This window comes from Brooklawnia propionicigenes (genome assembly GCF_030297015.1).
Lineage (GTDB): Bacteria > Actinomycetota > Actinomycetes > Propionibacteriales > Propionibacteriaceae > Brooklawnia > Brooklawnia propionicigenes.
The window spans coordinates 1,262,984-1,286,355 of the sequence record NZ_AP028056.1; the positions used below are offsets into that span (position 1 = coordinate 1,262,984).

Annotated in this window: 22 protein-coding genes; 20 read left to right on the top strand and 2 right to left on the bottom strand. The window is 69.9% G+C overall.

Translation table 11 applies throughout. The features are described 5' to 3' along the window. Positions 1-16 precede the first annotated feature (16 nt). From QUE25_RS05670 to QUE25_RS05745, 16 genes are all read left to right on the top strand, one after another. Positions 17-754, top strand: a complete 738-nt coding sequence (locus QUE25_RS05670; protein WP_286268175.1) for a hypothetical protein — start codon at positions 17-19, stop codon at positions 752-754. A gap of 18 nt (positions 755-772) precedes the next feature. Beyond that, positions 773-2,431, top strand: a complete 1,659-nt coding sequence (locus QUE25_RS05675; RefSeq protein ID WP_286268176.1) for a M23 family metallopeptidase — start codon at positions 773-775, stop codon at positions 2,429-2,431. Between the two features lie 11 nt (positions 2,432-2,442). Continuing rightward, on the top strand, positions 2,443-2,709 hold the full coding sequence (locus QUE25_RS05680) for a DUF6112 family protein (protein WP_286268177.1): 267 nt from the start codon (positions 2,443-2,445) through the stop codon (positions 2,707-2,709). A gap of 110 nt (positions 2,710-2,819) precedes the next feature. Beyond that, a complete protein-coding gene (locus QUE25_RS05685; RefSeq protein WP_286268178.1) occupies positions 2,820-3,089 on the top strand; it encodes a DUF6112 family protein in 270 nt (89 codons plus the stop codon). 33 nt (positions 3,090-3,122) lie between these two features. After that, positions 3,123-4,475, top strand: coding sequence for a conjugal transfer protein TrbL (locus tag QUE25_RS05690; protein ID WP_286268179.1), 1,353 nt, complete (start codon positions 3,123-3,125; stop codon positions 4,473-4,475). 6 nt (positions 4,476-4,481) lie between these two features. After that, the gene (locus tag QUE25_RS05695) at positions 4,482-5,957 is read left to right on the top strand and encodes an SCO6880 family protein (protein WP_286268180.1); all 1,476 of its coding nucleotides are present in this window, start codon (positions 4,482-4,484) and stop codon (positions 5,955-5,957) included. 50 nt (positions 5,958-6,007) lie between these two features. Continuing rightward, the gene (locus QUE25_RS05700) at positions 6,008-6,814 is read left to right on the top strand and encodes a hypothetical protein (RefSeq protein ID WP_286268181.1); all 807 of its coding nucleotides are present in this window, start codon (positions 6,008-6,010) and stop codon (positions 6,812-6,814) included. Then, positions 6,811-8,295 (top strand): ATP-binding protein, encoded by a 1,485-nt coding sequence (locus tag QUE25_RS05705; protein ID WP_286268182.1) that lies wholly within the window; start codon positions 6,811-6,813, stop codon positions 8,293-8,295. The genes QUE25_RS05700 and QUE25_RS05705 overlap by 4 nt, the downstream gene beginning before the upstream one ends. Before the next feature lie 105 nt (positions 8,296-8,400). Beyond that, entirely contained in the window at positions 8,401-9,048 is a 648-nt protein-coding gene (locus tag QUE25_RS05710; RefSeq protein WP_286268183.1) for a hypothetical protein, read from the top strand. 20 nt (positions 9,049-9,068) lie between these two features. Further along, the gene (locus QUE25_RS05715) at positions 9,069-9,521 is read left to right on the top strand and encodes a hypothetical protein (RefSeq protein WP_286268184.1); all 453 of its coding nucleotides are present in this window, start codon (positions 9,069-9,071) and stop codon (positions 9,519-9,521) included. 36 nt (positions 9,522-9,557) lie between these two features. Beyond that, entirely contained in the window at positions 9,558-10,073 is a 516-nt protein-coding gene (locus QUE25_RS05720) for a hypothetical protein (protein ID WP_286268185.1), read from the top strand. Continuing rightward, the gene (locus QUE25_RS05725) at positions 10,070-11,860 is read left to right on the top strand and encodes a type IV secretory system conjugative DNA transfer family protein (protein ID WP_425332742.1); all 1,791 of its coding nucleotides are present in this window, start codon (positions 10,070-10,072) and stop codon (positions 11,858-11,860) included. The genes QUE25_RS05720 and QUE25_RS05725 overlap by 4 nt, the downstream gene beginning before the upstream one ends. 203 nt (positions 11,861-12,063) lie before the next feature. Beyond that, positions 12,064-12,612, top strand: a complete 549-nt coding sequence (locus QUE25_RS05730) for a hypothetical protein (RefSeq protein WP_286268186.1) — start codon at positions 12,064-12,066, stop codon at positions 12,610-12,612. A gap of 35 nt (positions 12,613-12,647) precedes the next feature. Continuing rightward, complete coding sequence (locus QUE25_RS05735) at positions 12,648-17,657, top strand: helicase (RefSeq protein WP_286268187.1); 5,010 nt, start codon at positions 12,648-12,650, stop codon at positions 17,655-17,657. Between the two features lie 64 nt (positions 17,658-17,721). Beyond that, a complete protein-coding gene (locus QUE25_RS05740) occupies positions 17,722-18,180 on the top strand; it encodes a single-stranded DNA-binding protein (RefSeq protein ID WP_286268188.1) in 459 nt (152 codons plus the stop codon). Positions 18,181-18,192: 12 nt separating this feature from the next. Continuing rightward, positions 18,193-18,792, top strand: a complete 600-nt coding sequence (locus QUE25_RS05745) for a hypothetical protein (protein WP_286268189.1) — start codon at positions 18,193-18,195, stop codon at positions 18,790-18,792. Positions 18,793-18,856: 64 nt separating this feature from the next. On the opposite strand, the gene QUE25_RS05750 is transcribed toward QUE25_RS05745, so the two are convergent. Beyond that, entirely contained in the window at positions 18,857-19,579 is a 723-nt protein-coding gene (locus tag QUE25_RS05750) for a DUF6349 family protein (protein ID WP_286268190.1), read from the bottom strand. Between the two features lie 206 nt (positions 19,580-19,785). On the opposite strand from QUE25_RS05750, the gene QUE25_RS05755 reads away from it, so the two are divergent. Together QUE25_RS05755 and QUE25_RS05760 are read left to right on the top strand one after the other, a co-directional pair. Next, the gene (locus tag QUE25_RS05755) at positions 19,786-20,163 is read left to right on the top strand and encodes a sulfate permease (RefSeq protein WP_286268191.1); all 378 of its coding nucleotides are present in this window, start codon (positions 19,786-19,788) and stop codon (positions 20,161-20,163) included. Positions 20,164-20,247: 84 nt separating this feature from the next. After that, on the top strand, positions 20,248-20,433 hold the full coding sequence (locus tag QUE25_RS05760) for a hypothetical protein (protein ID WP_286268192.1): 186 nt from the start codon (positions 20,248-20,250) through the stop codon (positions 20,431-20,433). Positions 20,434-20,503: 70 nt separating this feature from the next. Here QUE25_RS05760 and QUE25_RS05765 read toward each other — a convergent pair whose 3' ends face one another. Continuing rightward, the gene (locus QUE25_RS05765) at positions 20,504-22,060 is read right to left on the bottom strand and encodes a recombinase family protein (protein ID WP_286268193.1); all 1,557 of its coding nucleotides are present in this window, start codon (positions 22,058-22,060) and stop codon (positions 20,504-20,506) included. A 32-nt stretch (positions 22,061-22,092) separates the two neighbouring features. On the opposite strand from QUE25_RS05765, the gene QUE25_RS05770 reads away from it, so the two are divergent. Continuing rightward, positions 22,093-22,467 (top strand): ATP-binding cassette domain-containing protein, encoded by a 375-nt coding sequence (locus QUE25_RS05770; RefSeq protein ID WP_286268194.1) that lies wholly within the window; start codon positions 22,093-22,095, stop codon positions 22,465-22,467. Next, positions 22,464-23,327, top strand: a complete 864-nt coding sequence (locus QUE25_RS05775) for an ABC transporter ATP-binding protein (RefSeq protein ID WP_286268195.1) — start codon at positions 22,464-22,466, stop codon at positions 23,325-23,327. The genes QUE25_RS05770 and QUE25_RS05775 overlap by 4 nt, the downstream gene beginning before the upstream one ends. Positions 23,328-23,372: the final 45 nt, after the last annotated feature.

The following is a 23,372-nucleotide window of genomic DNA, read 5'->3' on the forward strand; positions in this document are numbered from 1 at the left end:
TCGTGCACCTGGAGGCATGAAAACCTCCGATGACCCCGCCCGCACCCGCCGCCGACTCATCGCCCTGATCGCTGCGGGAATCGTGCTGCTCGTCCTGACCGGGATCGGCGTCTACGGCCTGCTCACCGGCCCCGCCGAGCCCGCCACATCCGGGCCGGACGACCGGACGGTGCAGGTTCCCGCTGGCCCCGGCGATCCGACGCCCCGGCTGCCGCGCATCGCGCCGACCGACGATCCCGAGGAGTTCGCCCGCAGCGCGGCACTCGCGCTGTTCACCTGGGACACGACCAGCGGCCTGTTCCCGCTCGACTACGCCTCCGTGCTGCTCGACGTGGGCGACCCGACCGGCACCGAGCAAGCCGGGCTCGCCTCCGACATCGCCGCCTACCTGCCCTCCCGTGAGGCGTGGCTCGATCTGCGCCAGTACCAGACGAGTCAGCACCTGAGCATCGACGACGCCTTCGTGCCGGGCCAGTGGGCCGAAGCGGTCGAGCAGGCCCGTCCGGGGCAACTCCCGGTCGGGGCGACCGCGATCACCATCGAGGGCACCCGGCACCGCACCGGCGTCTGGAACGACGAAACCGTCGCCTCCGAGCACGCGGTGGCGTTCACGATCTTCCTCGCCTGCCCGCCCGAACTCGACGACGAACCCTCCGACGACGGCGACGGCGAGACCTCGCCGCCGGAGACCGGCGGCGGGGCGGCGTCCTGCTACCTGCTGCGGCTGTCGATGCTCGACAGCCCGCTGCGCTGAGAAGGGCAGGGCGTGACGATGAAGAAGGCAGTAATCGCTCTGGCCGCGCTGATGCTGCTCGGCCCGATGCTCGGTCTGCTCGGGATCGGCGTGCTGATGAACCCCGCCGCCAACGCCGCCTGCACCATCGACGGCGGCGAGGTGAGCCTCGGCAACGTCCCGGACGAGTTGACCGTCACCACGCAGGACGGCACGACGTTCACGCTCAACAAGACCCAGCTCACGCACGCGGCGACCATCATCCAGGTCGGGTCGGGCATCGACGGCGTGGGCCGCGACGGTATCCAGATCGCGCTGATGGCGGCGCTGACGGAATCGACGCTGCGGATGCTCGCCAACACCGGCGCGTACCCGGAATCCGGCACCTACCCGAATGACGGCGACGGCTCCGATCACGACTCGCTCGGCTTGTTCCAGATGAGGCCGGCGGCGGGCTGGGGCACCGTCGCGGAGTTGATGGACTCGACCTATCAGGCCCGCGCGTTCTTCGGCGGCCCGGCCGGGCCGAACCACCCGTCTCCGCGAGGGCTGCTGGACATTCCCGGCTGGCAGGAGATGGACAAGGGCTCCGCTGCGCAAGCGGTCGAGGTCAGCGCCTACCCCGACCGCTACCGCAACTACGAGCCCGTCGCGGCGACCATCCTTGACGCGCTCACCAGTAGTGCGAGCTCGGGCAGCGGGAGCGGCGGCCCGGTCACCGGGTCGTCGCAGGTGGTGTTCCCGCTGCCGCAGGACGCCTGGGTGCTCACCGACGAGTTCGGGCCGCGCATCCATCCGATCACCGGCGAGCCGTCGTTCCACACCGGCACGGACTTCGCCGCCCCGGACGGCACGCCGATCCTCGCCGCCGCCAGCGGTGTGGTGACCGTCGCGGAGTTCTCCAGCGGGTACGGCGGGCTGATCGTCGTCGAGCACACCCTCGGCGGGAAGACGGTCGCGACTGCCTACGCGCACTCCTGGCAGCACGGCATACACGTCAGTCCCGGCGACACCGTGACCGCCGGGCAGCACATCGGTGACGTCGGCTCGTCCGGGATGAGCACGGGGCCACATCTGCATTTCGAGGTTCGCGTGGGCGGCACCGACGGGGAGCACACCGACCCCGCCGCGTGGCTCAACGACAACAACGCGGCGGACCTGCCCGAGGCCACCGGCGGTGGCCCTGGTGCAGGCTGCCAGAACGGGAGCGCGCCACTCGATCCGAATACCGGCATCGCCCCACCGGAGCGGGCACCGGACGGCTCGTGGCCTGCCGAGTCGTGCTCGCTGCCCGATCCGACCCAGCCCACTCTTGACGGCGCGTGCGTGACGCCGCGCACCGCGACGATCCTGGCTCAGATCGAGGCGATGGGCTTCGAGCACGATGGCCTCTACTGCTGGGACGAACACGAGTGGAACCCCAGTAGCGACCATCCGCGAGGCGCGGCGTGCGACTGGACGTTCGGCGCGTACGGGCACTTCCCCTCCGACGCGGAGAGGGCCAGCGGGGATCGGCTCGCGGACTGGCTGGTCGCCAATGCCGAGACCTGGGCGGTGAAGTACGTCATCTGGCAGGGCCGCATCTGGACGGCCGCTCGCGCCGACGACGGGTGGCGTCCCTACACCGGCGGCGGGGTCTACGACCCCTCCGACCCCTCGGGCGGTCACTTCGATCACGTCCATCTCTCGGTCGAATAGGGGGCCTGGTCATGGACGTGTTCCCCGACTTCGACGGGCTCTCAGGAATCGGCGATCTCCAGCAGGTCGTGGGCGCGCTGCTGATGTTCGTGCTCGTGATCGCGGTGCTGATGGTGATCGTCTCCGGCGCGATCCGGGGGATAGCGGCAAGCACCGGCAACTACGCGGCGGCAGCCAAGGGGCGCGTCGGCGTGCTCATCGCTCTCGGTGCCGCCGTCCTCGCCGGTGGCGGCGTCGCGTGGATGAACTGGCTCATCGACGTCGGCCGACAACTCTGAGCCCCCACTGTCTGCGCCCGCCCCGAACTCCTCCGGGGCGGGCGCTTCGTCGTGTCCGCCGCGAGCACCTGGAGCCATCACCATCCAACGCTTCGTGAAGGAGAACTGCCGTGATCGACATCGACCCCAACTCGTCCGGGCTTCCGGGCATCGAGCAGTTGCGCACCATCGTCGGCGCGGTCATGACCGTGGGCCTGATCCTGGCCGTGCTCGCCCTGATCGTCAGCGCGATCATCTGGGCCTACGGCTCCAACAGCAGCAACCCCCACCTCGCCGGGAGAGGCAAGATCGGCGTCCTGATCTCCTGCGGCGCGGCCATCGTCTGTGGCGCGAGCGTGACGCTCATCAACTTCTTCTGGGGCGTCGGCCAGTCCGTCTGATCCACCCATCCACTCCGAACCAAGGAGGTCGTGATGGGTGTCTGCGACATTCCCGTCATCTCCACCGTCTGCGATACCGCAGGCGAAGCCGCCGCGTCACTGATCTCGGCACCGTTCGACTGGCTCGCGTCCGCGATGGGCGAGGCCGCCGGCTGGATGTTCACCTCCGTGTGGACGGTGTTCGACACCACGACCCTGGTCGACGTCACCGGCAGCGAGTACGTGGCCGTCTACAACCTGCTCTTCGGGATCGCTGTTTTCGTGATGCTGCTGTTCTTCTGTCTGCAGCTCATCACGGGCATGATCCGGCGAGAACCCGCCGCGCTCTCGCGCGCGGCTCTCGGGCTCGGCAAGAGCGTCCTGGGCTCCTTCGTGGTCATCACCCTGACCGCGTTGCTGTTGGAGATCGTCGACCAACTCTCGGTCGGCATCATCCAGGCAGCCGGTGAGACCACCGAGTCGATGGGCGACAAGATCGCGATCCTCGTCGCCGGGCTGACCGCGCTGAACATTGGCGCTCCGGGGGTCGGGGCGATTCTGACGATCTTCCTGGCGGCCCTGGCCATTGCTGCCGCAGCCATCGTCTGGCTGTCGCTGCTGGTGCGGAAGGCGCTGCTGCTGGTGGCGATCGTGCTGGCCCCGTTCGCGTTCTCCGGCGCGTCCTGGGATGCCACACGCGGCTGGATCTCGAAATGGGCCATGTTCGTCCTGGCCCTCATCTTCAGCAAGCTCGTCCTCGTCGTGATCCTGCTGGTCGCGGTCACCCAGGTCTCGGCCCCCATCGACAGCGCCGACCTCTCCAGTGTGGCCGACCCGCTGGCCGGAATCGTGCTCATGGCGCTTGCAGGTTTCGCCCCGTACATGACCTACCGCTTCCTGTCGTTCATCGGCTTCGACCTCTACAACAGCATGGGCACCGAGCAGGAGGCCAAGAACGCGCTGAACCGGCCGGTGCCTACACCGGGCAAGCCCCAAGGCGGTGAGCCGAAGCAAGTCCTCGACGGGGCCAGCAAGGGCGGCGGCAAGAAGACCGGCGGCGGCAGCGGTGGAGGCGGAGGCGGTGGCGGCGGTGGGCCGACCCCGAAGCCGACGCCTGCCGGGGGCGGCGGTGCGGGTGCGGGCGGCTCGGCGGCCGGGGCCGGTGCCGGTGGTGGTGCTGCGGCAGCAGGCCCGATCGCGGCCGGGGTGGTGCTCGGAGCCCAAGCGATCAAGGCAGCCGTGACCGCCGGGCCGAAAGCGGGCCAGGTGCTGGCCGACAACGCCGATGCCGCCGCGAGCGGAGCCGGGCAGACCAGTGACGTCACCCCGCAGGCTCCGCCGCCGTCGCAGCCGCTGCCGAAGAACCCGAACAGCACCCCGCCGCCTCCGAAGCCGACCAAGGAGTGACCCGTCATGCCCAGTAGCGAGACAACAACGGTGGAGCGTGGCGGCGGCGAGCTGGTGCCGGTGAAGTTCTCCCGGCTCACCCGCAGGGGCATCCTGCTCGGCCTGTCGCTGTCGCAACTGATCACCCTCGGGATCGGCGGGGTGAGCCTGGTGGCCGCGTTCTACGGCGGCGGGGGCGTGCTGTTCCTTATGTCCGCGCCGATCTGGGTGATCGCGGCGGCGCTGACCTGGATACCCGTCGCGGGGCGTCCGATGGTCGAGTGGCTGCCGGTCGCGTTCTGGTGGCTGTGGCGCTCCACCGGGGGCCAGCTGGCGTACCGGCGGCGGATCGTCAGGCCCCGGCCTGCCGGGACGCTCGCGCTGCCCGGCGACATGGCGAGGCTGCGCGAGTACACCGACCCCGAGACTGGGGCCGGGATGATCCACGACCCGACCGCCGCGACGCTGACGGTGGTGACCGAGGTGACGCACCCGGCGTTCGTGCTGCTCGACCCCGGCGAGCAGGAGCGCCGGGTCACCGCCTGGGGGCGGGTGCTGGCGACCGTGTGCCGGTCTGGGCGGATCGCGACCTTGCAGGTGCTGGAGCGGACGCTGCCGGATTCCGGGCAGGGCTTGGCGGAATGGTGGGCCGCGCACGGCACCGCCGACGACTCGTGGGCGGCGACGACCTATCAGGAGTTGATCGACCGGGCCGGGCCTGCCGGGGAGCGGCACGCGACGACGATCAGCCTGAGCCTGGACATGAAAGCCGCCGCCCGGCAGGTCCGCACCGCTGGCGGCGGCATCCGGGGCGCTGCCGCCGTGCTGCGGCAGGAGATGAGCACGCTGACGGCCGCGTTGCGCTCGGCCGACCTGACGCCGGGCGGCTGGCTGGGCACGGGGCAGATCGCGGTGATCCTGCGCAGCGCGTATGACCCGGCCATCGCCGCCACGTTGGAGCGCCACGGCGACCTCGGCCACGACCTCGCCACGGCCGGGCCGGTCGCGATCACCGAGTCGTGGGGGCATCTGCGCAGCGATTCGGCGTTCCACGCGGTGCTGTGGATCAGCGAGTGGCCGCGCTCGATGGTGCATCCCGGCTTCCTGTCCCCGGTGCTGCTCTCCAGCGGCATCCTCCGGGCGTTCTCGCTGATCTGCACGCCGCTGCGCACCGATCAGGCGGCCCGCGATATCCGCCGCAAAAAGACCGAGTACATCTCCGACGCCGCGCAGCGGGCGCGGATCGGGCAGATCGAGGACGCCGGCCAGACCGCCGAGTACCACGACGTGCTCCAGCAGGAGGCCGACCTGACCGCCGGGCACGGGGTGCTGCGCTACACGGGCCTGATCTCGGTCTCGTCCGACACGCTGCCCGAGCTGGAAGCGGCGGTCGCGGCGATCGAGCAGGCCGCCATCCAAGCCTCGTGCGAGACGCGGAAGTTGGTCGGCCAGCAGGCCGTCGCGTTCACGGCGTCCGCCCTGCCGCTGTGCCGCCGCGGCTGAGCATCCCGGCGTACCTGGACGCCACCACCTGACTCGTTTGGAGAACCGACATGCCCACATTCAACGATCCCGCCGCCGTCGCCGAAGAAGCCCGCCAAGCGATGCGGGGTCTCGCGCACGCCAGCCAGCGCATCGACGACCCCGACGTGCTCTACGGCGTCGCCGGGGAACTGCTCGGCACCCTCCGCTCGCTGGAGCAGTCCCTCATCCAACTCTCCGGTGCCTGCCTGACCTACCAAGGCCGGGCCGCGCACGATGACGGCGACCGGAATCTGGGCGCGGCGGATGCCTGGGCCGCCGCCGATGCGCTCGCTCAGGCGGCACGCCACATCAGCGGGGCCGAGGCGCTCCTGGATCAGGCATCCGGGCATCTCGGGCGGATCGCCTGGCAGCCCCCGCTGCGCCAGTGGGTGAGCGTCGTGTTCTTGCAGGGCGAGGAAGCCGACCGCGTGCTTGACCTCATCGACCAGGACGGCACCGAGGCGGCGATGGAGCACCTGCGCGGCTTCGACTACGGCGAGGAGACCACCAGCGCGGCACTCGTGAACGGGCACGTCTACGACGAGCCGCCCACGGGCATGAGCGAGCAGCGCGTCAACGACGGCGCGTACGCGCTCGTCTACAGCCGGGCGTTCGGGCACGTCGCCCTCTACCGGGAGCACGACCCGGCCAGCGAGACGACGACGGCCAGCACCGCCACCGAGATGACCGGGACAGGCCCGGTGCAGGACGCCGCGACCGCCGAGGACGTGCAGCGGGCGCTCGAGGAACGCCGCGACCGGGTACGCGGCGACGGGTCGTGGTTCACCCCCGACCGCATCGCGCAGATCAAGCGCGACCGGGGGCTGGGCCGATGAACAGCGGCGACGGGGAGAAGCTGCACGCCTCGGTGCTGGTCGCCCCGGCCCGTGAGCGCCGCCGCTACCGCAAGCAGCGCCGCGAGGCGGCAGCCCGGCTGCACCGTGAGCAGCAGCAGCGGAAGATGGCTGAGGCGAAAGCCCGCGCCGAGGCGGAGAAGGCCGAACAGCGCGCCCGGCAGTACTTGCCCGCCGCCGGGGAGCCCGGCCCGGCGATGCTGCGCACGCCCGGCCGCTTCCATCTGCCCCGCCACCAAGACACCTCCGCCACGCTCGCCGGGGGCTACCCGTTCGTCGCCGAGGGCGGGCTCGGCTCCAGCGGCGTGTTCGTCGGGCAAGACCTCTACAGCGGCGGCAGCTTCGTCTACGACCCGTGGGTGCTCTACGCCAACGGCATCATCACCGCCCCGAATCTCGTGCTCGCAGGCATCGTCGGCAGCGGGAAATCGTCGCTGATGAAGTCCCTCTACACCCGCAGTCTCCCGTTCGGGCGGCGCGTGTACGTGCCGGGCGACCCGAAAGGCGAACATACGCCGATCGCGGAGGCGGTCGGGGGCCGGGCGATTGCGCTCGGTCACGGCATGGCCACCCGGCTCAACCCGCTCGATGAGGGCTACCGGCCCACGGGCTTCACTGACGCCGAGTGGCAGAGCACGGTCGCGGCGCGTCGCCGCGACCTCATCGGCGCGCTGGCCGAGGTCGTGCTCGCCCGCCCGCTCACCCCACTGGAGCACACGAGCATCGACGTGGCGCTGACGGCGACGGTGCGGGAGCACCCGGTGCCGATCCTGCCGATGGTCGTCGAGCGCATCCTCGCCCCGGCCGAGGACGTCGACGGCAGACTGGCCGAGGACGGCAGGATCGTCGGGCACGCGCTGCGCAGGCTGGTGGCCGGGGATCTCGCCGGGCTGTTCGACGGCCCTTCCACGGTCAGGTTCGATCCGACCCTGCCGATGATCAGCCTCGACCTGTCGCGGGTCACCGAGAACTCCACGCTGATCAGCGCGCTGATGACGTGCTGCTCGGCCTGGATGGAATCGGCTCTCCTCGACCCGTCCGGCGGGCAACGCTGGGTGATCTACGACGAAGCCTGGAGGCTGATGTCCCAGCCGTCGCTGTTGCGCCGGATGGACGCCCACTGGCGGCTCGCCCGCCACTACGGGATCGCGAACGCCTTGATCTTCCACAAGCTGACCGACTTGGAGAACGTGGGCGACGCCGGGAGTGCGATGCGCTCGCTGGCGAACTCGCTGCTGGCCAACGCGGAAACTCGCGTGATCTACCGGCAGGAAAGCGACCAGCTCGGCGTGACCGCCAAGACCCTCGGCCTGACCACGACCGAACGCAAACTGCTGCCCTCGCTCGGTGTCGGGCAAGGGCTGTGGAAGATCAAGGAGCGCAGTTTCGTCGTGCAGGCACAGTTGCACCCCGACGAGCTCGACCTGTTCGATACGTCTTCTCGCGCCGCCGCGAGAACCTAGAAGTTCGCCCGGATTCTGACGGTTCCGCGAGTGCTGTCGGCGCTGTCGGCGCACCTTCCTCGTGCGCCCGTCCGGGCCGCTCCGAGGTGAGTGAGGGAGGCCATCGTGTCTGACCAGAGTGAGTTCAGCAGCGACAGCACCGGGTCGCCGTTCTTGGACGGCCTCTCCGCGTTCGAGGCCGGTGTCGACAAGTCGGAGGCGGTACCGGATGCGTTGTACGCGGAGCCGTGGTTCGGGCGCGACAGCGCGGGCTTCGGGCTGCTCGTGGGCCGCAACAAGGTCATCGACGTGCGCGTGGGGCCAGAGGGCCGCGAGATGCGCATCGGCAGGTTCACCGGGAACCGTCGCCGCCCGATCAGCGCGGCGGGCGTGGCCAAGGTGTTCGGCATGACGGTCGCGCAGTCCGAGCGGATGCTCGACCATATGGAGCAGGCGCTGCGCGCCGGGATCGCCGCCTACCAGGAGACCTACCGGACGCTGGCCGTCGAAGCCTTCGGCACCGAAGACCCCGTGGGGGTGAGACTCACCCCGAACCTGCTGCAAGAAGTCCACCCAGAAGTCATCGAGGAAGTGCAGCTGGCCGAGCGGCAGCGGGCGCTCCGCGACCGACTGGACACCGGCGTCGCACCACAGCCGCCGCGTCCGCGCCAGCCAGGGCCGCGCCAGCCGGGGCCGCGTCGCCCCAGCGCGCCGATCTCGGCTGGGCGCACCGAACCGGACACGCCGGGCCGGTCACCCGGACTCTCCCTCTGAGCACGGGCAAGGGGCAGGCGATGGACACCACGGGCGATGACCGGGAACGGCTCACTGCGACCATGCAGGCGCTCGATGACGGGCTGAACCGGATCGCGCAGAAGTACGACGGCAGCGTGACGTTCTCCTACGAAGATCCCGAGACGTTCGGGGCCGGGCACTTCGTGTTCTACCCGGAGAACGACACGAACTCGCGGTTCGCGATCGAGGAGCAGTACACCGGCACCGACTGGTCGGACGACGACCGGCTGCCGACGTCGTGGACGTGGACGGCGCAGCGCCGCGTGCGCCACCCGGACGGCGGCACGGTGTGGGGTATCGAGCGCGAGGGCGAGAGCCGTGCGGAGGACTTCTGGCAGGTGCTCGTCGAGGCCGAGAAGTGGGCGCGCCGCACACAGAACCGCACCGCGCCGAGCAACCAGTTCGGCATCGGTCACCGCCGACGCCCAGAGCCACCCGCGCCGAGACTCTGACCCCTGCGGTCGGAGGGGTCGGGCGCACCTGGCGGCATGAGAAAACCTCCCGCCCACGCCTCTGCCCCCGCGCCGGTGACGATGCCGGTGATCCGCCTGACCGTGCACGACGACGGCACGATGACCGCCACCGTCGACGGCGAACCGCTCGCCCCGCCGCAGGCGGAGGGTGCGTGGCGGCGCGGATCGTTCGCCCGGATCGTCGATCAGGTCACCGGGGATCGGATGATCCCGGCCCGCGTCGAAGTCCGCGAAGCCGATGGCAGCACCTTCACCGACATCATCACCGCCAGCCCGCGCCAGCCTGCACCCGTCGAGGCACCGCCCGAACCGGAACCGGCCGAAGCGCCCCGACTGCTGGAAGTGACCGGCGCGGGCTTCGTCGCCGGGGAGGACGTCGCGGTCTGCCGCCTCATCCGGCACACCGACGCCACCACGGACGGGCGGGTGCGGGCGGTCATCGACCTCGCCCACGACGGCGTGAGTGACGCCGATGAGGTCTTCCTGGTCGGGCGGGTCTCGGGCACGCTCGTGGTGCGGAGCCTGGCGTGAGCGGCCCGGCCACGGGACGGCAGACCGGCTCGTTCGGTGACGAGCTGACCAACGCCGCCATGATCGGCCTGATCGGGCTGTTCGCGCTCGCGCTGCTGCTGCGCGCCGCAGGTTCGGTGGCCGCGTTCCTCACCGGCACGACCCAACCCGCCGCAGGCCCCGCCGCCGGGGTCGGGGTGCTGTTCAACCCGGCCGATCCCGCGACCGCGCTGGACGCCGACGGGTTGAACGCCGTCGTCTACTGGATCGTCGCGGCCGTCCTGCTGACGGGACTCGGTGCTGGGATCGGATGGGTGTGGACGCGGCTGCGCCGCCACGCACGCCAGACCGAGACCGACCCGCACCGGCTCGCCGGGATCGCCAGCAAGCACGAGGTCACCCGCACGGCCTCGTCCAAGGCGCTGCTGGCACGAGCTGCGAACCTGCGCCCGTCGCTGGAGCGTCCGACACCGGCCGATGTGGGCTACCGGATCGGCACCGCGCACGGCCTGGAGGTCTGGGCCAGCGTCGAGGACTCCGTGCTCCTGATCGGGCCACCGAGAAGCGGCAAGTCACTGACCGTCGCTGTCCCGTTCATACTGGACGCGCCCGGCTCGGTGGTCGCGACCTCCACCCGGCCCGACAATCTCACCGCGAGTCTGCGCGCCCGGCAGCGCATCGGCCCCACGGCGGTGTTCGACCCGCAACACCTCGCGGAGGGCCTGCCTGCCGGGTTGCGGTGGTCACCGATCAGAGGCTGCGAAGACCCGCTCACGGCGATGATCCGCGCCACCGGGCTCGCCTCCGCGACCGGCCTGAACTCTGGGGGCGTCGAGGGCGGCGGGTTCTGGGAGGGCAAGACCCGCTCGGCGTTGCAGGCGCTGCTGCACGCGGCGGCGATCGACCACCGGCCCCCGGCCGAGTTGTTCCGGTGGACGCTCGACCCGACCGCCGCCACCGACGCGGTGGCGATCCTCACCAACAGCCCCGACGCCGCCGGCGGGTGGGCCGAGTCCCTGGAGGCGATGATCGACTCCGACCCCCGCACCCGCGATTCCATCTGGCAGGGCGTCTCCCTGTCGCTGTCCGCCTTGGCCGACCCGCGCGTGCTCGATGCCGTCTCACCGGGAGAGGGCGAGGACTTCGACCCCGAGACGTTCATCCGCTCGCGGGGCACCCTCTACCTGCTCGCCACCGGCGCCGGAGCCGGGGCCAGTGCCGCGCTCGTGGCGGCGTTCGTGGAAGACCTCGTGGAAGCCGCTCGCCGCGTCGCCGCCCGCTCGCCGGGGGCGCGCCTCGACCCGCCCCTGTTGCTCGCGCTCGATGAGATCGCCAACCTGAGCCCGCTGCCGTCGTTGCCGACGCTCATGTCCGAGGGCGGCGGCACGGGAATCACGGCGATGCCCGTCCTCCAATCCCTGGCGCAGGCGCGGGATCGCTGGTCGGAGAACCAGGCGAACGCGATCTGGGATGCGGCGATCACCAAGATCGTCCTCGGCGGGGCGTCCAACTCCCGCGACCTGCAAGACCTCAGTGCCCTGATCGGGGAGCGTGATGAGTTCACCGACAGTGTGACCTTGGGCGACCACGGCAACCGCTCGAACCAGCGCTCCGTGCGGCGGGTGCCGATCATGCCGCCTGACAGAATCCGCACCCTCCCGTTCGGCACCGCCGTCACGCTGCTGCGTTCGGCACCGCCGATCATCACCGATCTGCGGCCCTGGCCTGCCCGAGACGATGGCGAGCGGTTGAAGTCGGATCGGGCCGAGATCGAGGCGCTGCTGCAACGAGGCGCGAATGCCCCGTGAACCGCACCTTCCGGACAGGCACCGGGCGGCGGTGCCTGATGCAGGCGTGTGGAGGTGATCGGTGATGGTCAGACGCAGAACCCGGAACCCACCACCGGGGCAACTCGAGTTCGACCTGTGGGGGCTGGCCGAGACCGACGCCGACGAGACCACCGAACAGGCGCGGGCAGCCGAGCCGGAGACGACGCAGAAAGGGGCGGAGCGTGAACAAGTACGGGGCGAGGGCGCGGGAGCACTGGAGGACGCACGCGCCGCAGCGGTACGAGCAGATCGAGAACCCGGAACGGTTCTTCACCGAGCTGGGCCGGGAGGCGCAGGGGCAGATCACCGACCTGGCACGCCAGATCGAGACGAACCGCCCGTTGATGCTGGCCAAGACACGCTCTTCGAGGGAGACTTACTTACAAGAGGTCGCACGCCGGATGACGGCGCTGAGGATCGCGGAGGAGGTCGTGATGAACCAGTTGGCGTGGATTCACGACCCGGCGCTGCCGCTGAGCGAGGCCCGCGAGGAGTGGAACCAGACCACCGCGAACGACGAGAACCTGATCATGTGGGCCGAGCGGATGCAGGACTCGCCCGATCTGATGCCCGCGACGATCGATCTGGAGCAGAAGGCCAAAGACTGGGCCGTGCCCGTCTGGTTCTTGGAGGGTCTGGTGGAGGCCGAGATCCCGAGACGCTACCTGGAAGAGCACCAGAGCGTGCTAGCGGAGGCAGCGACGATCCGCTTCCTCCGCGAAGTCCGCTAACCCCCGAACCCGGCGGTGAGCCGGGGCCGCGGTTCGTGCCCGCCTCGCACGACGACCTCGCCCCGTCCGGCGCGAAGGCCCGCTTTCTCGCGAACGTCGCCGCCATCGAGACTGCCCGCGCGATCACAACAGAGCAGCGTCCGGCGACCGCCGAGGAACAGCAGGTGCTGGCCCGCTGGTCGAGTTGGGGCGCGCTGCCCGACGTTTTCGACGACAGCAAGCAGGGTTGGGCCGACGAACGCGACTGGCTGCGCGAACTGCTGGCCCCCGAGGAATGGGATGCGGCGGCACGCACCACGATCAACGCGCACTACACCGACCCGCTGATCATCCGGCAGATGTGGCGCGCCCTGACCGTGCTCGGCTTCGACGGCGGGCAGGTGCTGGAGCCCGGCTCGGGCTTGGGGACGCTTATCGGCATGGCCCCGGCGACGGCGCGCATGACCGGCGTCGAGCTCGACCCGGTGACCGCGACCATCAGCAGAGCGTTGTATCCGCACGCGGAGGTGCGGGGCGAGTCGTTCGCCGACACCCGCCTGCCCGAGGGGATGTTCGATGCGGCGATCGGGAACGTGCCGTTCTCGAACGTGACCTTGCACGACCCGGTGCATAACCCGACGCGGCAGTCGATGCACAACCACTTCATCCTCAAGTCGCTCAGGCTGGTGCGGCCGGGCGGGATGGTCGCGGTGCTGACCTCGCAGTACACGATGGACGCGCAGAACCCCGGCGCGCGCCGTGAGATGGGCTTGTTGGCTGATTTGGTGGGCGCGATCCGGGTGCCTGCCGGGGCGCACCGGCGCACAGCGGGCACCGACGTGGTGACCGATCTGCTCATCCTGCGCCGCCACGCCGACGACACGCGGCCCGCCGATGATGGTCTGTGGGAGACGGTCACCCCGATCAGCCTGGACGGGCAGACGGCGAAGATCAACGCCTACTTCGATGCCCACCCCGAGCATGTGCTCGGCACCCTGGGCATCGGGCACGGCATGTACGGCCCGGCGCTCACCGTCACGGGTGACCTGGAACGGCTGGAGACCGATCTGGCCGACGCGATCGACCAGATCACGTTCACCGCACGACGTACCGGTATGACGTTCACCGCCCCCACGGTCGAGCATCAGGCACGGCGGGCCGCGCATGTGCCGTCGCCGCCGAACCTGTGGGACGGCAGCATCGTCGCCACCGAGCGCGGGTTCGGCACCGTCGCGGCCGGGGCGGTCGAACCGCTCCCGGTGCCCAAGAGCGCCGAGACCGAGCTGCGCGCCCTGCTCAGGCTGCGGGATGCGGCGACCCGGCTGCTGGAGATGGAAGCGGCGACCGTGGATGACACCGAGGAGATCACCACCCAACGGGAGGGGCTGCGCCGCGACTACCAGAAGTATCTGGGCCGGTACGGGCCGCTGAACCGCTACACGCTGCGCCGCACCGGACGCACCAACGCCGCCGGGGAGGAGACGCACGCCAGGGTCGTGCCGACCCCGATCCGGCTGCTGCGCTCCGATCCGTTCGGGGCGCTCGTGCTCGCGCTGGAGCAGTTCGACGACACCGAGCAGACCGCGACCCCGGCGGCGCTCATGACCCGCCGGGTGGTCGCCCCGCGCACCGAGGTTCAGGGCGTGGACACTCCGGCGGATGCGGTGGCGGTGAGCCTGGATCGCACCGGGCGGATCGAGTTGCCGCTGATCGCGGACATGCTCGGCATGGACGAGGACGAAGCCAGGGGCGCGCTGACCGGGCTGGTGTTCACCGATCCGGTCACCGATGAACTCATCCACGCCCCCGCCTACCTGTCGGGGGATGTGCGCACCAAACTCGACGCCGCCGCCGAGCGCGCCGCCGACCCGGCGTTCCAGGCCAATGTTGACGCGCTCAGCGAGGTCGTGCCCGAACCGCTCGGCGTGCAGGAGATCGCGCCCCGGATGGGCGCGGTGTGGATCAGCGCCGACGTGCACGCCCAGTTCCTGAACGAGCTGCTGCGCACCAGCGAAGTCCGGGTCGAGAACCCGCTGCCGGGAATGTGGGAAGTGCGCGGCGGCCGGGCCGGGCTGCTGGCGACCAGCGAGTGGGGCACCGAGCGCCGCCCCGCCCCGGACATCGCCCAGGCGGTGATGGAGCAGAAGACGCTGCTGGTCTACGACGAGATCGAAGACGTCGGCGGCAAGACGCGCCGCGTGCTCAACCCCTTGGAGACCACCGCCGCGCAGGAGAAGGCCGACGCGATCCAGGAACGGTTCGCGGAGTGGGTGTTTGAAGACCCCGAACGCGCCCGCACGCTCGTGGCCGAGTACAACAAGCGGTTCAACTCGATCGTGCTGCGCGACTACACCGGCGCGGGCGAGTACCTGACGCTGCCGGGCATGGCGGAGAACTTCGTGCCCCGCCCGCACCAGCGCTCAGCCGTGGCCAGGATGATTGCCGAGCCCGCAGCGGGCTTGTTCCACGAGGTCGGGGCGGGCAAAACGGCCGAGATGATCATGGGCGTGATGGAGATGCGCCGCATGGGGCTGATCTCCAAGCCCGTGCTGGTGATCCCGAATCACATGCTGGAACAGTTCAGCCGGGAGTGGCTGCAAATCTACCCGCAGGCCAGGATTCTCGCCGCCTCCAGCAAAGACCTCACCGCCGACAAGCGGCGCCTGTTCGTCGCCCGCGCCTCGGCGAGTGAATGGGACGGGGTGCTGCTGACCCAGGGTGCGTTCGAGAAGATCCCGCTGCGCCAGGAGACCCAGCAGACCTACATACAGGCGCAGGTGGACGAGATGCGGCAGGTGCTCGCAGACGCCGAGGGCGACAAGCAGATGAGCGTCAAACGCATCCAGCGTCGCCTGCTGCAACTGGAGAACAAGGTCAAGGCCCGCATCGACAGCAGCCGGGACGCCGGAGTGTGCTTCGAGGACACCGGCATCGACTACGTGGTCGTGGACGAGATGCACATGTACAAGAACCTCGCCACCGAATCGAACATCCAGGACGCCGCGATCGAGGGCTCCAACCGGGCCAGCGATCTGCACATGAAACTGGAGTACTTGCGCTCCCAGGGCCGCGAGCGGGTCGTCACGGGGGCGACCGCCACCCCGATCTCGAACTCGGTGACCGAAGCGTTCGTGATGCAGAAGTACCTGCGTCCGGACTTGCTGGAAGCCGCAGGCATCGGGGCGTTCGATGCGTGGGCGGCGACGTTCGGGCAGACCGTCACGCAGATGGAGATGGCCCCGACCGCGAACAACACGTTCCGGATGAAGACCAGGTTCGCGAAGTTCCAGAACGTGCCGGAGATGCTGAAACTCTGGTCGATCTTCGCCGACGTGAAGACCGCCGAGGATCTGCAACTCCCGGTTCCTGACCTCAGTGAGCGCGAGGACGGCCGCAGAGCCCCTGCCACGGTCGCGATCCAGCCGACCGTCGAGCTGGAGCAGTTCATCGAAACCCTCGGCGCACGGGCCGAGAAGGTCGCCGCCCGCCAGGTGTCGCCCAGCGAGGACAACATGCTCACGATCAGCACCGATGGGAGAAAGGCGGCGCTGGATATCCGCATGATTGTGCCGCGTGACCCGTCCGGGCCGACCAAGGTCGATCTGGCCGCCGACAGCATCCACCAGGTGTGGGAGCGCACGAAGGACAACACCTACCTCGACCCGGTGACCGGGCAGGAGTCGGCGGTGCGGGGAGCGTTGCAGTTGGTGTTCTCCGATATCGGCACCCCGCACGCGGATCGGTGGAACGCCTACGACGAACTCCGGGCGCAGCTGGCCGCACGCGGCATGCCCGCCGAGTCGATCCGGTACATGCACGAGGCCAAGACCGACGTGGACAAGGCGCGCCTGTTCGCCGCTGCGCGTGCCGGGCACGTCGCAGTGCTGATGGGCTCGACCGAGAAGATGGGCGTCGGCACCAACGTCCAGAACCGGGCCGTCGCCCTATACCACCTGGACTGTCCGTGGCGGCCGAGCGACATTGCGCAGCGCGAGGGCAGGATTCTCAGGCAGGGCAACCAGAATCCCGAGGTCGGGATCGTCCGGTTCGTCACCGAGCGGTCGTTCGACTCCTACATGTGGCAGGGCGTCGAACGCAAAGCCATGTTCATCGCGCAACTCATGCGCGGGCGGCTCGACACCCGCGAGATCGAGGAGATCGACTCCTCCGCACTCTCAGCGGCCGAGGCCAAAGCCATCTCCAGCGGGAACCCGCTGCTGCTGGAGCACTCCACCGTGCACACCGAGGTACAGCGGCTGCGCCGCCTGGAGCGGGCCTATCACCGCAACGAGTCGATGCTCGCCCACGCCCGCGACCGCGCCGGTGACGACGTACGCCGAGCGAGCGCCGATATCGAGGCACTGGAAGCCGTGCTGCCGCAGGTCACCGACACCTCCGGTGAGAACTTCCGCATCGAACTGCACGGCCGCACCTACACCTCACGCGCCGACGCCGCCCATGCGCTCGCGGCATGGGCATACGACTCCGACCTGAAATGGGCACCCCGGTACGCCTCCCGCGACTACGGCACCATCGGGCGGGTCAGCGGGTTCGAGATCACCGTGTCCACCAGCCCGGCACTCGGCGGCGACCCGATGGTGCACGTCCAGCTCGACGGGGTGCCGCGCAGCGGGTTCGTCATCACCCGTGGGTCGTTCCTCGACGGCGGGGTCGGGCTGATCCAGCGGATCGAGAACCGCGCCTCCGGCATCCCCTCGCTGCTGGAGCAGGCCCGCACCGACCACGCCCGCGCCGAGGCCGAACGCACTGATGCCGAGCAGCGCATCGGCCAGCCGTTCCGCCACGCCCCGGCTCTCGCAGACGCCGAGGAAGACCTCGCCCGCATCGAGACCCAGTTGGCCGCGATGCAAGAGGACATCGATCACGAATCCCGGCCCGAACCAGCCCCCGAGCCTGAGCGTGAACCGGCGCTCACCGTCGAGGCGGTACGGGCGCATCGGCCCGCGCTCGGTATCCGTCCCGATCCGCAACGGAGCCCGGCAACGACGGCGGCGTTCACGTCCACCGACAGCGCAGCACGCGACCTGCGCCCACGGAGGCTGTGAACGAGCACCTCCCTGCCACACCGACCGCATAAGCGGGCGTGGGACGAGGACAGGAGGATGCGTGATGGGCATCAAGAACGGCACGATCATGGTCGGCCACATCGCCGGTGACCCAAAGCTGACATACAGCGAGGAGACCGGCACGCCGAGGTTCTACGCGCGTGTCGGCGTCGACCACTGGCGACGCGAGGACGACGGCACGTTCACCAACACGGGTCGGACGTACCACGACCTCGCGCAGCGCTACAAGGGCGCCGAGGCCGCGATGGAACTGTTCAAGAAGGGTGACGACTTCATCGCCACCGGGCAGTTCAAGAAGTTCACCGATCGCGTCACCGGCGAGGAACGAGAGGAGTTCCGGGCCGACACGCTCACTCCGAACCCGGTGACCACCCGGTTGGTCATCAACCGTGAGCCGCGCGGTGGTGCCGCCCGCGAAGCGCCAGGCGTCAACCGCAACCAGGCGTTCGAGCGTCCCGAGCAGTCGTCGCAGGCACGCGAGCCTGCGACGCTGGGCCGCTGAACGGAGCCAGCCATGAGCGACGATCACACTCCCGTACCGGACGAGGAGCCCGAGGAGAGGCCCGATCCCGACCTCGACCCGGCATCGACGCCCCCACGCGGCGATCTCGGGCCGATGCTGGAGGAGCCGCCCGGCCCGATCAACTGGAACCTCTTGACCGCCGATGACGCGGAGGAGGAATGGCTGGAGCTGAACCAGTGGGTCAACTGGCTTCGCACCACCTACGGCCTGCCCGCATCGGTGATCCCTCCGATGTGGCACCGGCATCCGGAACTGCACTGGGAACTGAGCGCGTTGCACACGCACTGGCTGTGCGCGTATGACCCGCAGCAGAACGGGTCGGCACCGATCGGCTGGCATCGGGACTTCGCAGACGCCCGGCAGCGGCTGCGTGATTGGGTCGCCGCGTGCGGCACCCGCCTCGACCGCGACCGGCCCACCCGCCAGACCGTGTGGCCCGGCGAGGACGACGCCGACCCGATCGAGGACACCCCGATCACCGACCGCGACGAGGACTTCGTGGCCTTCGTCATCGCCGACGTGGAACGCCGCCGCCAGATCGAGGAGGACTTCTACGCCACCCTCGACCCCGACACCGGCGAGATCACCTGAACGCCTGCGCGCACATCGGTGGGGCCGAACCAGCACGGTTCGGCCCCACACTCGTGTGCCGGGATCAGTCCCCGAGACCGCGCCCGCGACGCGCCGAGGATGCCGCAGGCTGCGCCGCCTCGAACCAGGCCGCTTCCCGCCGCACAGAGCCGACCGGCTGCGTGCGGGCCGGGCGCTCCAGGGCGGTGGCCGACAGGTCGTAGCCGCCCCACGGTGAGTACCCGGCCACATGTCGGGTGCCGTACTGTGCGCGTTCGGTGATGATCGGCGCGCCGGGCACCTGCATGTGCAGCGGGTATCGCTGTTCGATCCACCGCAGCGCGACCTTCGTCAGTCCGGTCTCCGAACGCACCCTCACCTGACCGGGAACCACCGGCAGCTCGCGCCACCCCGGTACAGCGTGGTCGTGCCACGCCTCGACCGCCTCGTTCTTGCTGCCGGCGGGCGAGTGCCACTCGCACGGCTCGCACACCATCATCGTCAGCAGATCGCCCGGCCCCTCCGCGCCCGGCTCGGGACGCAGATCGGCGGTGAACGACTCGGCGCGGTGCTCCCCGAACTCCACCGTGCCGCCGCCGATGCTGCGATGCCACATATGGCTGCGGCCGAACGAACCGAAGTCGCCGTTGAGGAACCGCCAGTACGCGAACGCCTCGTCCAGCATCGCGGGCGGGTAGTAGTCCGTGGTGAAGTGCAACGGCGCGCCCGCCCACTCGTGCAGCCGGGCACGGGCCTCCTCACGCTCGAACTCCTCGAAGTCGAACGCCAACTGCCCCTCGTGCTCCATGCCGCACCTCCCACGCGGCAGGTGCACACCGCCCAGCAGCCACGCCCCGGCTGCTCTTCCCGAGCCCGACCGAAGCGGGTAGAATCAAGGCGCAGGCGATCTACAACCAACTAGGCCGTCACCCCTGTGGAGGCGGCATGACGAGCCAGGGAACCGCCCAGGCAAGTCCATCCCATCAAGGCGTCGCCGCTTGGGAGGACTTGATCATGCTTCGACTGATCTGGAACACCAGCATCCGTATCCGCATGTTCCTGCGTACCTGGATGCCTACCAACATCCTGCTCGACGCGCTGCGCACCCGGCGAGGTCTCAAGTGGGGCGCACCGGCGATGCTGCTGTCGGTCGCCTACTTCGCCCTCGCCTACTGGTGCACCACCCTCATCGACAACGGCGCTCCCGGCTGGCTGCACCTGATCGTGCTGCTGTGCATCTACAACGCCTTCAAGTTCCTCATCTACGGCCCCATCAGCCTCGCCCGACTCATCGCAGCCCGCCGCCGCGAGCGCATCGAACAGCGACGACAGGAGCAGGCAGACGAAGCGGACGACACATCCGAAGTGACGACGCCTCTGCCCGCGAACTGAGGCGGTCACCCAGCGCAGCGCCCGGAGCACCCGCTCCGGGCGCTGACACATGTCAGGGCGGATCGGTGCCGAGCACCTGTTCGCATGAGCAGCACCGATGAGAGCACCCAGCCCCGCCGCCAGGAACCGGCGCGCCGACCCCGCGCCCTCCCGCCGGAGGAGCGTGAGCGGATTCGCGCCGCCGCGCAGGAGACCGCCGGGTCGTGGCCGCCGATGAGCGAGGAACTCGTCAAGCTCACCCGCAACCTCATGCGCACCGCCCGCACCTGAACCGTCATGGGCGAAACGAGAAGGCCCGCACCCCGGCCGGGAGATGCGGGCCTCTCGGCGGTGCGGGGCGTCACCGGATGCGCGGCTCCATCAGCACCCGCTCGGGCTCGAACTTGTTCTGCCCGCGATTGGTCGTCTGCTGCACACGGACGTCGAACGCGGCCTTGATGATCTTGCGCTGCTCGGCCATCCCGAGCGCAGCCCAGGCCGCACGAAGATCGTTCGCGGTCACCAGCGCCCGGATGCGCTCATCGGTGATCGGGGGAACCATCGCACGCTCGGCCTCAGCGATCTGCGGGCGCAGCGTCTGCTCGACCTTGGTCAGCGTGTCCAGGTTCAGACTGCCCGCCGTGTACTGCGCAATCGCCTCGTCCAGCCGGGTCTGCAACGCCGCCCGCTGCTGCTCGGCATCGCGTGCCTGCCGCTCCCACTCGCTGCCGTCGTCCGAGGCGGTCAGCCGGGCCAGGTTCGCCGGCTGCTCGAACCACGACAACACCGCCTCCTCCACATAGGCATCCAGGCCCGGCTGGGAGATGGTGATCTTGTAGCAGCCACGGAACATGCACTGGTACTTCGGCGCGGGCGTCTTGCCGGGCCGCTTGTCCACCGCTCGGCGCAGCGGCCTGCCGCAGTAGTGGCAGCGGGCGACATGCGTCATCAGGGTCTTGGCCGGGGTTCCGCCGCCGCCCTTGGCGCGCCTGCCGGGGTCAGCGAACATCCGCTGCAACCGCTGGAAGTCCTCCCACGAGATCAGCGGCTCCCACAGCGCATCCCCGATGATCTCGCCCCGGTAGACCCGCTTGCCCGCGATCGTCGGGTTGCGCAGCACCTGGTGCAGCGTCTTGGTGTCCCAGCCGCGAGGGTTCTCCACCCACGACTTCATCGGCGTCGGCTCGCCCGCGTCCTGCAACTCCATCGCCACCGAGTACAGCGACCGGCCCGCCAGCACCTCGCGTGCCGCATGCCGCACGATCTGGCCCTTGTGCGGGTCGGGCTCCTGCCGCAGCAGCACGCCCGTGTGCTCGTCATAGACCCGCCGGTACCCGTACGGGAGACGGCCGTGCGGTCGGCCCTTCTCGGCGTTCAATTTCGCCGTCCTGATCTGACGCTCCCGCATCGTGTTCGCGTCCGCCTCCGCGCGCAGGAACTCGAAGCCCATCATGAACGAGTCATCGCTGCGGGAGAGGTCGTAGACGCGCCCGTGGGTCAGGTACAGCACTCCGGCGCGCTGGCACGCCTTACGGAGTTGGACGTAGATCTCCAGGTCGCGCCCGGCCCGAGACGGCTCCCAGGTGGCGAAGCCGCCGTGGTTGCCCTCCTCGATCAACGCCATCGCCTCGTCGAAGCCCTCCCGCTCCTTCTTGCGCCACTGAGACGCCGAACGGTCAGAGTCGCGGACGATCACCGCCGGGCACCAGCGGATCGGCTCGCACCAGCCGACCAACTCCATGAGCTGGTCGTCAATCGAGCGCATCAACTTGTGCCGATCCTGCGAGGCGCGGCCGTACAGGATCGACGCGAGCCAGTCCTCGTCGGCCATCTCCCGCAGCCGCTCGATGGACACCTGCAACTCCGGGGGCAGCAGCGGCATCTCCAGCCGCCGGTTCATCGTTGTAATCATGGACATGAGGTGGTTTTTCCTTCCCACCCCCCATTTGCGTGCTCGCTGAGCCGAGCACCGGCGTCGATCCGGTCAGCAGGGTCGAACTGTGGCGGCTGATCAGCCGCGCGGCCGCCGAGGGGGCGGCCGTCCTCACCACGACGACCTACCTGGACGAAGCCGAGCGGGCAACCCGATTCCTCGCCCTCGAAGCAGGGCGGACGCTGCTGTCCGGCGATCCGGCCGAGGCCGTGCGCAGCGCTCCCGGTGCCTTCTGGGTGGCCACCCACCGCGGGCCGGGACAGGCCTGGCGAGTGGGCCGATCGTGGCACTGCTGGGCCGCCACAGCCCCGCCCGGCGCCGAGGTCATCGCCGCGGATCTGCACGACGTCGTGGTGGCTGCGGCACTGCGAGCCAAGCAGGATGCAGCATGAACGCCCTGCTCAGCACCAGATCGCTGCGCAAGAGCTACGGAGATCTCGACGCGGTGCGCGGGGTCGACCTCGACGTCGAAGCCGGCGAGATCGTCGGGCTGCTGGGCGCCAACGGCGCCGGCAAGACCACGTTCATGCGCTGCGCCCTGGGCATCCTCGCCCCGTCGGGCGGTACCTCACTGCTGTTCGGCCGGCCGCCGTCGAGGCTCGGCCGCGCCCGCATCGGGTATGTTCCGCAAGGCCGCGGACTGTATCCCGATCTGACCCCACACGAGAATGCCCAGTTCTCGGCAGCCGCCTACGGCGTCCGGGCAGGCACTGACGGGTCCGCGCTGGCCGAGGGGTCGCCGGTCGACAGCTACCCGCGGCGCCTGGTGCGTGAGTTGCCACTCGGCTTACAACGCCGGGTCGCCTTCGACATCGCTCTTCCCCACGGGCCGCAACTGCTCGTCCTCGACGAGCCGACCTCAGGGGTCGGGCCGCTGGAGTCCGCCGAACTGTGGGAGGTGATCGGACGGCAGGCCGCGGCCGGAATCGGTGTGCTGGTCACCACTCACACCATGAACGAAGCCATCCAGTGCGACCGGCTGGCGGTCATGGTCGACGGATCGATCGCCGCTGAGGGTACCGAGGCCGACATCATCGCCGGGGCCACCGTCGTCACCGTCGAGGCCGCCGACTGGCAGGCCGCGTTCGACCGGCTGGTGCAAGCCGGGCTGCTGGTGAGCCTGGCAGGCCGAGGAGTGCGCGTGCTCGGCGCGGCGCCCGAGCAGGTACTGACCGCTCTCGACGGCCTACCGGCCGCGATCGGCACGGCACCGGTCACTCTCGATGAGCGCATGGCACTGTTGGCGCAATGACCGGGCGTCGGAGGGCACCCGCGACCCGGTGAGCGGGCGATCCCG

What these genes read in the sequence shown, in the direction of transcription:
- QUE25_RS05690 (WP_286268179.1), top strand. Translation starts at nt 3,123, where the DNA reads ATGGGTGTCTGCGACATTCCCGTCATCTCCACCGTCTGCGATACCGCA.
- QUE25_RS05680 (WP_286268177.1), top strand. Translation starts at nt 2,443, where the DNA reads ATGGACGTGTTCCCCGACTTCGACGGGCTCTCAGGAATCGGCGATCTC.
- QUE25_RS05775 (WP_286268195.1), top strand. Translation starts at nt 22,464, where the DNA reads ATGAACGCCCTGCTCAGCACCAGATCGCTGCGCAAGAGCTACGGAGAT.
- QUE25_RS05765 (WP_286268193.1), bottom strand. Translation starts at nt 22,060, where the DNA reads ATGTCCATGATTACAACGATGAACCGGCGGCTGGAGATGCCGCTGCTG.
- QUE25_RS05760 (WP_286268192.1), top strand. Translation starts at nt 20,248, where the DNA reads ATGAGCAGCACCGATGAGAGCACCCAGCCCCGCCGCCAGGAACCGGCG.
- QUE25_RS05695 (WP_286268180.1), top strand. Translation starts at nt 4,482, where the DNA reads ATGCCCAGTAGCGAGACAACAACGGTGGAGCGTGGCGGCGGCGAGCTG.
- QUE25_RS05675 (WP_286268176.1), top strand. Translation starts at nt 773, where the DNA reads ATGAAGAAGGCAGTAATCGCTCTGGCCGCGCTGATGCTGCTCGGCCCG.
- QUE25_RS05720 (WP_286268185.1), top strand. Translation starts at nt 9,558, where the DNA reads ATGAGAAAACCTCCCGCCCACGCCTCTGCCCCCGCGCCGGTGACGATG.
- QUE25_RS05750 (WP_286268190.1), bottom strand. Translation starts at nt 19,579, where the DNA reads ATGGAGCACGAGGGGCAGTTGGCGTTCGACTTCGAGGAGTTCGAGCGT.
- QUE25_RS05670 (WP_286268175.1), top strand. Translation starts at nt 17, where the DNA reads ATGAAAACCTCCGATGACCCCGCCCGCACCCGCCGCCGACTCATCGCC.
- QUE25_RS05715 (WP_286268184.1), top strand. Translation starts at nt 9,069, where the DNA reads ATGGACACCACGGGCGATGACCGGGAACGGCTCACTGCGACCATGCAG.
- QUE25_RS05745 (WP_286268189.1), top strand. Translation starts at nt 18,193, where the DNA reads ATGAGCGACGATCACACTCCCGTACCGGACGAGGAGCCCGAGGAGAGG.
- QUE25_RS05755 (WP_286268191.1), top strand. Translation starts at nt 19,786, where the DNA reads ATGCTTCGACTGATCTGGAACACCAGCATCCGTATCCGCATGTTCCTG.
- QUE25_RS05705 (WP_286268182.1), top strand. Translation starts at nt 6,811, where the DNA reads ATGAACAGCGGCGACGGGGAGAAGCTGCACGCCTCGGTGCTGGTCGCC.
- QUE25_RS05700 (WP_286268181.1), top strand. Translation starts at nt 6,008, where the DNA reads ATGCCCACATTCAACGATCCCGCCGCCGTCGCCGAAGAAGCCCGCCAA.
- QUE25_RS05740 (WP_286268188.1), top strand. Translation starts at nt 17,722, where the DNA reads ATGGGCATCAAGAACGGCACGATCATGGTCGGCCACATCGCCGGTGAC.